A 13,388-nucleotide genomic window follows, 5' to 3' on the forward strand; every position below is an offset into this window, starting at 1 on the left:
CAGTGTCCGGCCTCCCACGCCGACGGGCGGCCATCAGGCAAGATGGGTTCATGGACAGTAGTTCGGCCTCACCGCGGGTACTCGTCGTCGACGACGACCCCGACGTGCTCGCATCCCTGGAGCGCGGGCTGCGACTCTCGGGATTCGAGGTGTCCACCGCCGTCGACGGCGCCGAGGCGTTGCGGTCGGCGACCGAGACGCGGCCCGATGCGATCGTGCTCGACATCAACATGCCCGTGCTCGACGGGGTGAGCGTCGTGACGGCGCTGCGCGCCATGGACAACGACGTGCCAGTCTGTGTGCTCTCGGCCCGCAGTTCGGTCGACGACCGGGTGGCCGGCCTGGAGGCCGGGGCCGACGACTACCTGGTCAAGCCCTTCCAGTTGGCCGAGTTGGTGGCCCGGGTGAAGGCCCTGCTGCGCAGGCGCGGGGCCACCGCCACGTTCTCGTCGGAGACCATCCAGGTCGGGCCGCTCGAGGTCGACATCCCGGGCCGGCGCGCTCGGGTCAACGGCGTGGACGTCGACCTGACGAAGCGGGAGTTCGACCTTCTGGCCGTGCTCGCCGAGCACAAGACCGCCGTGCTGAGCCGGGCCCAGCTGCTCGAGCTGGTCTGGGGATACGACTTCGCCGCCGATACCAACGTCGTCGACGTGTTCATCGGCTACCTGCGCCGCAAACTCGAGGCCGGCGGCGCGCCCCGACTGCTGCACACCGTGCGCGGGGTGGGCTTCGTTCTGCGAACCCAGTGACCTGAAACCGACGTGACGCTCGCGCGCATCTTCCGTCGCACCCCGTCCCTGCGCACCAGGGTGGCGTTCGCGACGGCGATCGGCGCGGCGATCGTGGTGACCATCGTCGGCACCATCGTGTGGATCGGCATCACCAACGACCGGCTCGAGCGCCTCGACCGACGGTTGGACGAAGCCGCCGGATTCGCGGTCCCGTTCGTGCCGCGCGGCCTGGAACAGATTCCGCCGTCACCCAACGACCAGGACGTCGTGATCACCGTCCGCCGCGGCGACCAGGTGAAGTCGAACTCCCCAGTCGTGCTGCCCAAGCTCACCGGCGACTACGCCACCACCTACATCGACGGCATCAAATACCGGGTGCGCACCGTGGAACTGCCGTATCCGGTTGCCACCACCCTGGCCGTCGGCGCCACCTATGACGACACCATCGCCGACACCAACAACCTGCACCGGCGGGTGCTGATCATCTGTGCGTTCGCCATCGGCGCGGCGGGACTGCTCGGCTGGTTGCTGGCCACCTTCGCGGTGCGCCCGTTCCGGCGGCTGGCCCAGCAGACCCGCCAGATCGACGCCGGCGACGTCGCCCCCGACATCGACGTCAGCGGCGCCAGCGAGGCGATCGAGATCGGCGAGGCGCTCACCGGGCTGCTCGGGCGGGTCCGGGCCGAGCAGGACCGCACCAGGGCCGCGCTAGCGTCGGCACGCGACTTCGCCGCGGTGTCCGCCCACGAGTTGCGCACCCCGCTGACCGCGATGCGCACCAACCTCGAGGTGCTCGCCACCCTGGACATGCCCGAGGAGCAGCGCAAAGAGGTGCTCGGGGACGTGGTGCGCACCGAAGCCCGGGTGGAGGCGACGCTGGGCGCGCTGGAGCGGCTGGCCCAGGGCGAGTTGTCCACCGCGGCCGACCAGGTGCCCGTCGACATCACCGAATTGCTCGACCGCGCCGCGCACGATGCGATGCGGGTTTATCCCGATCTGTCGGTGTCGCTGGTGCCGTCGCCGACGTGCATCATCATCGGGCTGCCTGCGGGCTTGCGGCTGGCGGTGGACAACGCCATCGCCAATGCGGTCAAACACGGTGGCGCCACTCGGGTTCAGCTGTCGGCGGTCAGCTCGCGCGACGGCGTGGAGATCGCCGTGGACGACGACGGCAGCGGGGTACCCGAGGCAGAACGCCGCGCTGTGTTCGAGCGGTTCATCCGCGGCTCGACGGCATCGGTGTCCGGCTCCGGGCTGGGCCTGGCGCTGGTGGCGCAGCAGGCCGAGATCCACGGTGGCACAGCGTCGCTGGAGACCAGCCCGCTGGGTGGGGCGCGGCTGATCCTGCGGCTGCCACCACCCCGCTAGGGCTTGCCTGCCCGCAGCGACAGTAACGCCACGGCGGTTTCAGAGCACATTCACCACCGTGGCGTTACTGTCGGCGATCAGTGAGAGTTCTTGTCCCACCGGTCAAATCCGGCGGCCTTGGCGGTCTCCTCGTCGAAGAACCACAACTCGGCGATCGTCTGCTCGTAGGAGGGGCTGTCCACCGTGTGGTACAGCATCGAATCCTCGTTGCCCTTGATCAGCCAACCGACTGGTCCGCTGCCACCGTCACCGGCCTTGGCCGAACCCTTGCCGTACGGGCCGGCGGGCACGTCGGCGAGCGAAGCAATCTTGACGCCCTCGTCGTTGTGGTCCCAGCGGGTGAACCCGGCGGCCTGCGCGGTGGGCTCGTCGACGAACCACAACTCGGCGATCGTCTGTGTGTACCAAGGGCTTTCGACCGTGTGGTAGAGCATCGAATCTTCGTTGCCCTTGATGTCGAAACCGGACGGCGCGGCGGCGCCCGCGGCAAGCCGGATCGACCCCTTGCCGTAGGGCTCCTCGACGTCACCCGAGGCGAACTTCGCAGCGGCCGCACCGGCTGCCACTGCCCCCGCACCCGCCGCGGACAGCTTGACGTCCGGGGCGTGCACGTCGACATCGGGCAGATCCACATGGGGAAGATCCACGTCGGGACCCTTGAGGCCACTGGCCCCGACCCCGGCGGACACCGAATGCTTGACCGGCACCTCACGAGTGACCCGGCCGATCACCAGCACCAGGGTCAGGACCAAGCCCAGCGCGAAGGCCAGGGCCATCAGCCACCAGTTGACGTCATGCATCAGCGGGCTCCAATCTCACGTGAGCCGGGCAGGTCGGCGATGGCTTCTTCTTCGCTCGTCCGTTTGACCGTCGCGATGGCGATCAGCCATGCGACCACCGAACCGGCGACGAACGCCAGCAGATACCACAGCCATTGAATGACGAATCCCATGTCGGTTCTCCTAGCTGACCGTGATCTCGACGCGACGGTTCTGCGCACGACCCGCCGCGGTGTCGTTACCGGCGATCGGGTTCGCCGCACCCAGGCCACTGGTAGTGACCTCACCGGCCGAAACTCCTTGCGAAACAAGGTAATCACCGACCGACTTGGCCCGATTCCCGCTCAGCGGGATGTTGATCGAGTCGTTGCCGGTGTTGTCGGTGTAGCCGGTCACCGCGATCTTGGCCGCCGGGCACGCCTTGATCTTGGCGGCCACCGCGGTAAGCATCTGCTGGGTCGCCGGCGTCAGCGTGAAGCCGTCGGTCTCGAAGTTGATCGGGGCGTTGAGAGCAGCCGTGACATCGGACTGCAGCGAACCACACCCCGCACCGCCGGCCGGCGCACTGGGCATCGCCGCGGTGGTGGTGGGCGCCGGGCCCTTCACAGTGATGTTGTTGACGATCGTCACGTTCGGCCACGCCGCCGTGGCGGCGGCCTCGACAGCGGCCTTTACCTCGTCTGACGGCGCCGTGCCGGTGAGCGTCACGGTGTCACCGGACAGATCGAAGTTGAAGTCCGGGATGTCCAGTGCGGCCTTGAAGAGCCCACCCAGGCCCGAGAAGTCCGGCGCGCTGACCCCGGCCTTGATGTTGAGCTTGTCGATCAGGTTCACCCCGGAACCCAGCGCCGCTTTGAGGCTGTCGAACAGCGACGTCTTGACGGACAGGTCCGGAAGGTCTCCGGAGAGGGTGAAGTCGTTTCCGTTGCGGATGATCGACAGCGGCGCGAAGTTCAGCGACGGCACCGACAGACTGGGTGCGGTGATGCTGACGCTGGGGGTGCTGACGCTGACCTTGGGCTTGCCGAGCGTTCCCCAGCCGATCAGGCCGAGCAGCAACGGGATCAGCAGTAGACCCAGCAGCCAGCCCAGGCCGGGCGAACGGCGGTAGAACCGCGATTCGCGCCGCCACTCAGTTGCCGTTGCGCTGACCCGCGCATCATCGGGACCCGTCATCGGTTGGCTCCTCCGCCATTACTGGCGCGTCAATTATCCGAACCGCTGCACGGTACGACGACCGAGTGCCGGTTTGGAAGCGAACGGACGAATATTAACTGAATCGTCAGAGGACGCCACGGCAAAGATTCAACTCTTCGCCGGACCGAGTGAAGTAAGGACTCAGCGAGTGGCGAGCAGGTCGATCACGAAGATGAGCGTCTTGCCCGACAACTGGTGTCCCGATCCCGCCGGTCCGTAGGCCTGCTCCGGGGGAATGGTCAGCTGGCGGCGCCCACCGACCCGCATACCGGGGATACCGTCCTGCCAGCCCTGGATCAGGCCGCGCAGGGGGAAGGAGATGGACTCGCCCCGATTCCACGAGCTGTCGAACTCTTCACCGGTGTCGTACTCGACACCTAGGTAGTGCACATCGACCACCGCGCCGGGGGTGGCTTCGTCGCCATCGCCCACCACGAGGTCTTTGATGACCAGGTCCGTGGGTGCCGGGCCGTCGGGGAATTCGATTACGGGTTTCGTCACCCCCCTACCTTAATAGGCCCGGGTCGGACGTTTTGGCGTCTTTCGGTCAGGCACCCGGGGGCTGGAGCCACTCGATCGGGCGCAGCAGGACGATCTCGGGCACGATACAGCTTCTCGACACCCGGATGGTCATCCTGATGGCTTCGGCGATGTCACCCGGAGCGATCATCTCCGCCGGGCTCACGGTGTCGCGGTAGCTGTCGGCCATCGGGGTATCCACCAAGCCCGGACATATCGCGGTGGCCTTGATGCCGGAGGTGGACAGTTCGTCGTGCAGCGACTCGGTGAACCCGACGACCGCGAACTTGGTGGCCGAGTACGCCGACAGACCGGCCTCGCCGCGCTTTCCGGCGTTGGAGGCGATGTTGACCACCTGTGCCGATTTCCGTTGCTGTACCGACTCTTTGAGCAGCGGAAGGCATTTGCCAGTCAGCAGAATCACCGCGCGGACGTTGACCGCGAGTTGCTCGTCAAGGAAGTCGGCGGTGACATCGCCGACCGGCCGGTCGCCGGCCACCCCGGCATTGTTGACCAGAAGATCCAGCGATCCGTGGCGCCGATCGTGCTCGGCGACGATGGTGTCCAGGAACGTCTCGGCGGCCAGCGATCCGGCCAGGACCTCGACTGGCGGGCCGGGCACTCGCGCCAGCCCGGCTGCCACCGCCTCCAGCTTGCCCGGGTCGCGACCGACCAGAGTGAGGGCGAATCCCTCCTCGTGCAGCATCGCGGCGATGGCCGACCCGATTCCGCCGGATGCTCCTGTGACGATCGCAGTGCGTGTTGGGTTTCCCACCAACGAATTACACACGCCGGCGGCCGACCTTGCTCGGTGAGCGGGGATCGGCGGTTCAGGCGCTGCTGACGGAACGCTCGACTCTGCCGTCGGTGCCGCGCCGTTCCCGGGAGGTCACCGTGGAGGTGGTCGCCGTGAGCCGCACGCGGTCGGCGCGGAAGAGGTCGTAGGCGTACTCGAACGGCCGGTCGGATGCGTCGTGGGTGACGCGCGTGATCGCCACCAGTGGCCGCCTGCTGGGGATCGCCAGCCACTCGGCCTCCCGCGGGGAGGCGCTAACCACCTCGATCATCTCCGACGACGTCGCCGGGGACAGCCCGTAGCGGACGGCGAGCAACTCGTAGATGGAACCGCCGAGAGGTTGCTCGAGAAGGTCGACGACCTGTCCCGCGATGAAGCAGGAGAAGTCGACCGACAACGGCACACCATCGGCGAACCGCAACCGCCGGATAGCGAAAACCTCGTCGCGCGTGGAGATCTCGAGTGCCGCGGCTTCGGTCGGGGTGGCGGGTCTGCGGTCGGTGGCCAGCACGCGGGTGGCACTGGTATGCCCACCGCTGCGCAGTCGGGCAGGCAGCCCGGCCAGTTCGGCGGCGTTGCGCTCGACGACGTCGGCGCGCACGAAGGTTCCGCCGTTGCGGCCGGTGCGCCGCTCGAGCACACCTGCCCGGCTCAACGGCAGCAGGGCACTGCGCAGCGTCGATCGCGACACCGCGAACTGTTCGGCCATCTCACGTTCGGTACCCAACCGAGATCCGGGCCGCAACGCACCTTGCGCCAACATCGACAGGATGCGGCGGCGTACGTCCTCGGCGATCGGCCCGCCCTCGGACTCCTCCATCGCTACCGGCTCACGGCGTCCGGGGACTCGGGAAGCACCTGACCACCATCGACGGCGATGGCCTGACCGGTGATGTACCCGGCCTCCTTGGTGGCCAGGAAGGCGGCGAGATGACCGATGTCCTCCGGGGTACCCAACGCGCCGGCCGGGATCGCCCTGGTCATTCCCGCGATGTACTCCTCCCCCATGTCAGCGAGGCCTTCGGTGAGGATGTTGCCCGGCAGGACCGCGTTGACGGTGATGCGGTGCGGCGCCAATTCGATTGCCGCAGTTCGCATGAAGCCCAACTGCGCAGCCTTGGAGGCACCGTAGTGTGACCAGCCCGGGAAGCCGGTGATCGGCCCGGTGATCGACGAGGTCAGGATCACCCGTCCGCGACCGGAGGCGATGAGCGCATCCAGACAGGACTGCACCGTGTAGATGGTGCCCTTGACGTTGATGTCGAGCACCTCGCCCAGTTGGGCGGGTGTCATCGAGGCCAGTGGCGCTTCGGGGAAGATGCCGGCATTCGCGCACACCACGTCGATGCCGCCGAACGTCTCACGCACCGTCTCGGCGAGGTTGGCGCACGACATCGGGTCGGCGACGTCGGCTTGAACACCGAGCACCTTGCCCGACCCGAGGTCGTCCAATTCGGCCACGACGGCGTCGATGCCGGTCGACGAGCGGGCGGCGATGGCCACGTTGGCACCCGCCGAGGCGAACACCGACGCGATTCCGCGGCCGATCCCCTTGCTCCCACCCGTCACCAGAACCGACGTCGACTGAAGGTCGAACATGACATTCCTTTCTGCCGCAGGGTCGTCAGACCCTGGATCCGAAGATCGCGTCCTGTAGCCAGGTGCGGTCCTCCAGGTAACGCTGCGCCAGCCGGGCGGTGTCCGGGGCGAACTGCTCACCGAGGCCGATCGCGGCGTCGGCGTCGTAATGCGAGGCGATCCACGCGGTGAGGTTGATCCGCCGCATCATCACGAATGAAGGGATCAACTCGAGGTGGGCTGCGGGGATGGACCCGACCTGGAAGTAGCCGGTGAGCCAGTCGGCGATGATGCGCTCGCTGGCCGGGGTGTCCTCGATGAACGACACCGCCGCACCCAGATCAGCCAGATACCAGGACCATCCGCAGTCGTCGAAGTCGATCACGGTGATGCCCGTCCCGGCGACAGCGGGATCGACCATCAGGTTGGCCAGTCGCAGGTCGGCATGGACCAGGCCGAAACGGTCTGGTGCGCAGCCGAACTCGGTGAGCTTGGCGGTGATGTCGTCGGAGGCGCGCTGAATCCACTCTGTGTCGGCCCCGGTCAGGCCCGGGGCCAGCCGCCAGTTACCCCAGCGGGCGTCCGGGCCCAGGGTGGTCTCCAGGTCCCAGCGGAACCGGGTGAAGCCACTGGGCGGCGTCCACCGGCGGGCATGGTCGTGCATGACCGCCGTGATCCGACCGAGTTCGTCGAATCCCACTGCCTCGGGATCCTCTTCGGCAGTGCAACCTGCCACGAAGGTGACGGCGTCGACATGCAGCGCAGTCCCGTCCGCCTCGGCGAGCACCACATCGGAACCGTCGCGGGCGGGGACCAACTCAGGCGCGGTGACCGCGGTCTCGGTGCGCAGCGCCTTCATCCACGCCAGTTCGGACTGGATCGCGGCAAGTGAGTGATAGCCGGGCCGGTGCACGCGCAGCACGATCGGCTGGTCGTCCTCGACCAGGTAGGTGGCGTTTTCCGACAGGCTCAGTAGCCGCAATTCCGCGTCGGCGGCGCGCCCGTATGCCGGAAGTGCTGCGCGCGCGAACAACTCATGGGTCGGCGGCAGTCCCGGCATGTCGACCAGTGTGGACCATTAACCCTCGCAAAGCAGACCAAATCGGCACATTTAACGTCAGCGTTTCGCAGCTGGGGCATTCGGAAACATCACCGAAACACTTCGGCGCATCTCCCGACTCTTCCTGTTGACCAGGCGATCTGGGAGGGGTAACAATGTCCGCGTCGTACCACAACGTCGTCTTCGACATCACCCTCGCTCCCCAGACGCAACCGCATCTCGGGCCAAACCAGACCAAATATCCTGCGCGACCGCCGGTCGTGTTCGAGACGGGAATCAACACAATGAGCGACATCATCGACCCGCCTGCCCCGGAGGCAGCCACGGGCGACGCCGTCCAGCGGCTCAAGCCCAACGCCGTCGGCCTGATGGGCGTCCTGTTCATGGCGGTCGCGACCGCGGCGCCGATCACCGCCATGGTGGGCAACGTGCCGATCGCGGTCGGGTTCGGTAACGGCGCCTACGCCCCGGCCGGCTACTTCGTCGCCACGATCGTGCTCACCCTGTTCGCCATCGGGTACGCCGCGATGAGCAAGCACATCACCGCGACCGGGGCCTTCTACGGTTACATCTCCCACGGCCTCGGCCGCATCGTGGGACTGGGCGCAGGGTTCCTGACGACGATGGCCTACATGGTCTTCGAGGCATCGCTGATCGGGATCTTCGCGTTCTTCGCCAACGACACCTTCAACAGCCTCTTCCACGTCAACATCTCGTGGGTCGTGTTCGCCCTTGCCATGCTGGTGGTGAACCTGGTGCTGACCTACTTCGACATCAACCTGGCCGCCAAGGTGCTGGGCGTGTTCCTCATCACCGAGATCCTGATGCTGTCACTGATGGGGGCCTCGGTGCTGTTCACCGGCGGCGGCCCGCAGGGCTGGTCCTGGGGATCGCTGAACCCGCTCAACGGCTTCAAGAGCCTGTCAGGCACGGTCGCGGGCCCCGACGGCGGCGCGCTGGCAGTGGCCGGCTCGGCAGGTATCGGGCTGTTCTTCGCCTTCTGGTCATGGGTCGGATTCGAGTCCAGCGCGATGTACGGCGAGGAGTCCAAGAACCCGAAGAAGATCATCCCGATCGCAGTGATCGGCTCCGTCATCGGCATCGGTGTGTTCTACGTCCTGATCTCGTGGCTGGCCATCGTCGGTACCGGACCGCAGAATGCCATTGCGCTGGCGCAGGATTCGAAGACCGCCGGTGACATCTTCTTCGGCCCGGTCGACAAGAACCTGGGCACCTGGGCAGTCGACATGTTCAAGATCCTGTTGATGACCGGATCGTTCGCCTGCGGTATGGCGTTCCACAACTGCGCGGCGCGCTACATCTACGCCCTCGGCCGGGACAACGTCATCCCCGGGATGCGCAAGACCCTGGGCGCCACCCACGCGGTGCACGGCTCGCCGCACATCGCCGGCCTGGTTCAGACCATCTTCGCCACCGTCGTCGTGCTGTTCTTCGCCATCACCGGTCGCGACCCCTACACCGGCCTGTACGGGCTGATGGCACTGCTGGGCACCACCGCGATCCTGATCGTGCAGGCACTGGCAGCGTTCGCGGTGATCGCCTACTTCCACGTCGGCAAGAACCACCCCGAGACCGCCAACTGGTTCCGGACATTCCTGGCACCGCTGCTGGGCGGGCTCGGCATGCTCTACGTCATCTACCTACTCGGTAAGAACGCATCGTTCGCGGCCGGGACGGCGTCTACGGACTGGGTATTCACCATCATCCCCTACGTCGTCGGCGTGGTCGGGCTCAGCGGCGTGCTGCTGGCGGTGTACCTGAAGGCCAAGGCCCCGCAGCGGTATTCGGACCTGGGCCGGATCGTCCTCGAGGAGGCGCACGAACGCTGAGCGCACGGGCCGCGACCAACGAAAGACGACAAGGAGTAGCGACATGGGTTTCTCGAACATCATGGATTCCAACAGCTACTCCCCGGATCAACCACTCGATCCGGCTACCGAATCGTTGGTCGCGGCCCGCGACCGCATGCTCGGCCCGGCCTACCGGCTGTTCTACGAGCGGCCCGTGCACCTGGTCCGCGGCGAGGGCACCCGCCTGTATGACGCGGACGGCGCGTGTTATCTCGACGCGTACAACAACGTCGCCAGCGTCGGGCACTGCCACCCGCACGTCGTCGAGGCCGTCAGCCGCCAGTTGGCCACCCTGAACACCCACACCCGCTATCTGCACGGCACGATCGTCGACTACAGCGAGCGTCTGCTGGCGACCATGCCCGACGAGGTCGACCAGGTGATGTACGCCTGCACCGGTTCGGAGGTCAACGACCTCGCCCTGCGGGTGGCCGAAATGTACACCGGCGCAAAAGGTGTCATCATCACAACCGACGCTTACCACGGCAACACCGCGGCCGTGACCGCGATCTCGCCGTCGATCGGCGGATCGACCGCGCTCGGAGAGCACGTGCGTGCCATCGCACCGCCGGACAGTTACCGGATCCCGGCAGACGAACTGGCGGGCCGGTTCGCTGCCGACGTCAGCGCGGCGATCGACGACCTCCAGGCCGCCGGTACTGGAGTGAGTTGTCTGATCGTCGACACCATCTTCTCCTCCGACGGCATCTATCCCGACCCGTCGGTGCTCGCGCCTGCGGTGGCGGCGGTGCGCGCCGCGGGCGGGGTGTTCATCGCCGACGAGGTGCAACCCGGGTTCGCCCGCACCGGTGAGGCCATGTGGGGCTTCCAGCGCCACGGCGTGGTGCCCGATCTGGTGACGACGGGCAAGCCCATGGGCAACGGCCTGCCGATCGCGGCCATGGCCGCGCGCGCCGGCGTGCTGGAGTCATTCGCCCGCGGGGTGCCCTACTTCAACACCTTCGGTGGCAACCCGGTCACCATGGCGGCGGCCACGGCCGTGCTCGACGTCATCGAGGACGAGAAGCTGATGGCCAACGCGGCGGACGTCGGGACCGCGTTGCGTACCGAGCTGACGGCATTGGGCCGCGACCATCCGTGCATCGGTGAAGTACGGGGCGCCGGACTCTACATCGGTGTCGAAATCGTCACTGAGACAGGCGAACCCGATCGTGCCGGTGCCAAGAAGATCGTCAACGCGATGCGTGAGCACCGGGTGCTGATCTCGGTATGCGGGCACGGCGGCAACGTGCTGAAGGTCCGCCCGCCGCTGGTGTTCTCCGAATCCGACGTCGACTGGTTCTGCACCGCATTCGCCGACGTTCTACATTCCTCGTTTTGACCCGCTGCCTACGGGCACACTGGAGCCGTGGCACACGAATCCAAACCGGGCGACCGGGACACCCTCGCACGAATTCACGACCTGGTCGCCCAGGAGCGGGAACTGCGCGAGCAGCTCATCCATCAGGAGATCGACCCGTCCGAAGAGCACCAGCGGCTGCGCGCGATCGAAACCGAACTCGACCAGTGCTGGGATCTGCTGCGGCAGCGCCGGGCCCTGCGCGAGACCGGCGGCGATCCGGGTCAGGCCGCGGTTCGCCCGCCCGACGAAGTCGAGGGCTATCTCAGCTGAGCATCCGGGCCAGAACCGCCTGCAGGGTGCGGAGGTCCTCGTCGCCGAGCGCGGCAAGGCGATCGGGTGCCGGATCCTCGGTGGCGTCCAGGACGGCGACCATCTGATGCCCGGCCTCGGTCAGCGAGACCAGCTTGCAGCGGCGGTTGTGCGGGTCGATCTCCCGGGTCACCAGGCCGCGGGCTTCCAAGTCGTTGACCGCTACCGTCGCCGCCGGGGCGTCGATGGTCGCCATCTCGGCAACCTGCTTCACCGTCATCGGCCGCTTGGCAAGCCGCTTGAGGATGCGAATCCGGCTGAACGGCAGCCCCGTTCGCTCGACAACGGCGCGCCGCCAGCCGTCTTTGTTGTCAAGAACCAACGCCGACAGTGTGCGCCACACCTCGTCAGCCAGGGGGTTAGACATGGGCGGCCCCCACTCGCTGCTGCTCGATGAGCGGTGCCAGCCGCTCGGCGGACAGGTTGGCCCGGGTGGACGTCGACGTGATGGCCAGTACGGCGATGATGAGGCCCAGCGCGATGTTGATGAACCACAGCGGCTGTGCCGCCGAGGTGAAGTCAGCGCCCATGCCGGCCAGTGCCGGACCCGCGACCGAACCACACAGCGCCACACCGATACTCACACCGACCTGACGTGAGGTCGATGTCACCGCGGACGCAGCGCCCGCGCGGTCCTTGGGCATGCCGCTGACCGCTGCATTGGTGATCGGTGCGTTGACCATGCCGAATCCGATGCCGTACACCGCGAAGATCACCAGCAGCGCCCACACCGGCGTCGTCGGCGTCAGGAACGTCAGCATCACCGAGGCGATCACCATCAGAACGCCCGAGATCAGCAGTGAGGGGCGGGCGCCGTAGCGGCCGACCAGCCGACCGGACAACGGCGAGAAGAACAGCGCGCCGACGGCGATCGGCAGGTAGATCAGACCGGTGTGCGCCGCCGAATAGCCGCGCTCCCCTTGCAGATACAGCGACATCATGAACAGGAACGCTCCCCAGCCGGCAAAGGCACACACGGCGGTCACCGTAGCCGACGAGAACGGGATACTGCGGAAGAACCGCAGATCGATGAAGGGGTCGTGACGGCGCGACTCGTACCGCAGGAATCCCACGAAGGCGACGGCCGCGACCACGACGATCGCGATGATGGCGGGATTGGTCCAGCCCAGGCCGGGTCCTTCGATCAGGACGAACACCAATCCGAACAGGGTGAGCACGGCCAGCAGCTGGCCGATCGGATCGATACCGCGCATGGTCGCCGACTTGGTCTCCGGCACGAAGATCGCCGTCAGCACGATTGCGGCCGCACAGATCGGCAGGTTGATCCAGAACACGGCGCGCCACCCGACCACCTCGATGAGCAGGCCGCCGACGATCGGGCCGAGCGCCATCGAGATGCCGACCACCGCCCCCCAGAAGCCCACTGCCCGCGCACGCTCGACCCGTCCGACGAAGATCTGCGAAATGATGGACAGCGCAACAGGGTTGAGCATCGAGCCGCCGACAGCCTGAATCAGCCGCGCGCCGATGAGCATGGTGATGGTGGGGGCGACGCTGCACAACAGCGAGCCGACGGCGAAGGTGACCAGGCCGATCTGGAAGACGCGGCGCCGGCCGAAGCGGTCGCCCGTTGCACCGGCGAGCATGAGCAGCGAGGCCAGCACCAGGGTGTAGATGTCGACTACCCACTGCATCTGGGCGGGTGAGGCGTGCAGATCGGCGCGGATCGACGGGATCGCGACATTGACGATGGTGGCGTCCATCGACACGATCAGCAGACTCAGACAGCAGGACGCCAGAACGATGGTCTTGCGACGCGCGCTGAGATCGCTGACAGTTGTATTCACACAACT

At 66.9% G+C, this 13,388-nt stretch carries 15 protein-coding genes; 5 read left to right on the forward strand and 10 right to left on the reverse strand.

The genetic code is table 11. The features are described 5' to 3' along the window. Nucleotides 1-50: 50 nt before the first annotated feature. Both prrA and OG976_RS08905 read left to right on the forward strand, forming a co-directional pair. Nucleotides 51-752 (forward strand): two-component system response regulator PrrA, encoded by a 702-nt coding sequence (prrA, locus tag OG976_RS08900; RefSeq protein WP_167097823.1) that lies wholly within the window; start codon nucleotides 51-53, stop codon nucleotides 750-752. 12 nt (nucleotides 753-764) lie between these two features. Beyond that, a complete protein-coding gene (locus OG976_RS08905) occupies nucleotides 765-2,102 on the forward strand; it encodes a HAMP domain-containing sensor histidine kinase (RefSeq protein WP_328360719.1) in 1,338 nt (445 codons plus the stop codon). 77 nt (nucleotides 2,103-2,179) lie between these two features. On the opposite strand, the gene arfC is transcribed toward OG976_RS08905, so the two are convergent. The 8 genes from arfC to OG976_RS08945 all read right to left on the reverse strand — a co-directional run bounded on the left by arfC (nucleotide 2,180) and on the right by OG976_RS08945 (nucleotide 8,031). Then, nucleotides 2,180-2,902 (reverse strand): channel accessory protein ArfC, sunset domain variant, encoded by a 723-nt coding sequence (gene arfC / locus OG976_RS08910; protein ID WP_328360722.1) that lies wholly within the window; start codon nucleotides 2,900-2,902, stop codon nucleotides 2,180-2,182. After that, nucleotides 2,902-3,054 (reverse strand): channel accessory protein ArfB, encoded by a 153-nt coding sequence (gene arfB, locus OG976_RS08915; RefSeq protein WP_328360726.1) that lies wholly within the window; start codon nucleotides 3,052-3,054, stop codon nucleotides 2,902-2,904. Before arfB ends, arfC begins: the two co-directional genes overlap by 1 nt. 10 nt (nucleotides 3,055-3,064) lie before the next feature. Beyond that, a complete protein-coding gene (gene arfA / locus OG976_RS08920) occupies nucleotides 3,065-4,057 on the reverse strand; it encodes a channel-forming protein ArfA/OmpATb (protein WP_328360729.1) in 993 nt (330 codons plus the stop codon). A 162-nt stretch (nucleotides 4,058-4,219) separates the two neighbouring features. Continuing rightward, nucleotides 4,220-4,579 carry an FKBP-type peptidyl-prolyl cis-trans isomerase gene (locus tag OG976_RS08925; RefSeq protein ID WP_328360732.1) on the reverse strand — a complete coding sequence of 120 codons (360 nt, stop codon included), beginning with the start codon at nucleotides 4,577-4,579 and terminating at the stop codon, nucleotides 4,220-4,222. A gap of 46 nt (nucleotides 4,580-4,625) precedes the next feature. Next, the gene (locus OG976_RS08930) at nucleotides 4,626-5,372 is read right to left on the reverse strand and encodes an SDR family NAD(P)-dependent oxidoreductase (protein WP_328360735.1); all 747 of its coding nucleotides are present in this window, start codon (nucleotides 5,370-5,372) and stop codon (nucleotides 4,626-4,628) included. Between the two features lie 55 nt (nucleotides 5,373-5,427). Continuing rightward, nucleotides 5,428-6,213, reverse strand: coding sequence for a GntR family transcriptional regulator (locus OG976_RS08935; protein WP_328360738.1), 786 nt, complete (start codon nucleotides 6,211-6,213; stop codon nucleotides 5,428-5,430). A gap of 2 nt (nucleotides 6,214-6,215) precedes the next feature. Further along, nucleotides 6,216-6,992: a 3-oxoacyl-ACP reductase FabG gene (gene fabG / locus OG976_RS08940; RefSeq protein ID WP_328360743.1), complete on the reverse strand. Its 777-nt coding sequence runs from the start codon at nucleotides 6,990-6,992 to the stop codon at nucleotides 6,216-6,218. A gap of 25 nt (nucleotides 6,993-7,017) precedes the next feature. Beyond that, entirely contained in the window at nucleotides 7,018-8,031 is a 1,014-nt protein-coding gene (locus OG976_RS08945; RefSeq protein WP_328360746.1) for a phosphotransferase enzyme family protein, read from the reverse strand. Nucleotides 8,032-8,315: 284 nt separating this feature from the next. On the opposite strand from OG976_RS08945, the gene OG976_RS08950 reads away from it, so the two are divergent. From OG976_RS08950 to OG976_RS08960, 3 genes are read left to right on the forward strand one after another with little or no spacing between them, the layout of a single operon-like run. Further along, nucleotides 8,316-9,881, forward strand: a complete 1,566-nt coding sequence (locus OG976_RS08950) for an APC family permease (RefSeq protein WP_328360749.1) — start codon at nucleotides 8,316-8,318, stop codon at nucleotides 9,879-9,881. Between the two features lie 43 nt (nucleotides 9,882-9,924). Further along, a complete protein-coding gene (locus OG976_RS08955) occupies nucleotides 9,925-11,244 on the forward strand; it encodes an aspartate aminotransferase family protein (protein ID WP_328360752.1) in 1,320 nt (439 codons plus the stop codon). A gap of 27 nt (nucleotides 11,245-11,271) precedes the next feature. After that, on the forward strand, nucleotides 11,272-11,535 hold the full coding sequence (locus tag OG976_RS08960; RefSeq protein WP_328360755.1) for a DUF2630 family protein: 264 nt from the start codon (nucleotides 11,272-11,274) through the stop codon (nucleotides 11,533-11,535). Here the strand turns inward: OG976_RS08960 and OG976_RS08965 are convergent. Further along, a complete protein-coding gene (locus tag OG976_RS08965) occupies nucleotides 11,528-11,941 on the reverse strand; it encodes a MarR family winged helix-turn-helix transcriptional regulator (RefSeq protein WP_328360757.1) in 414 nt (137 codons plus the stop codon). The two genes, OG976_RS08960 and OG976_RS08965, sit on opposite strands and share 8 nt — an antisense overlap. Then, the gene (locus tag OG976_RS08970) at nucleotides 11,934-13,382 is read right to left on the reverse strand and encodes an MFS transporter (protein ID WP_328360760.1); all 1,449 of its coding nucleotides are present in this window, start codon (nucleotides 13,380-13,382) and stop codon (nucleotides 11,934-11,936) included. Before OG976_RS08970 ends, OG976_RS08965 begins: the two co-directional genes overlap by 8 nt. Between the last annotated feature and the right edge of the window lie 6 nt (nucleotides 13,383-13,388).

This window comes from Mycobacterium sp. NBC_00419, assembly GCF_036023875.1.
In the GTDB taxonomy this organism is placed as follows: Bacteria; Actinomycetota; Actinomycetes; order Mycobacteriales; family Mycobacteriaceae; genus Mycobacterium.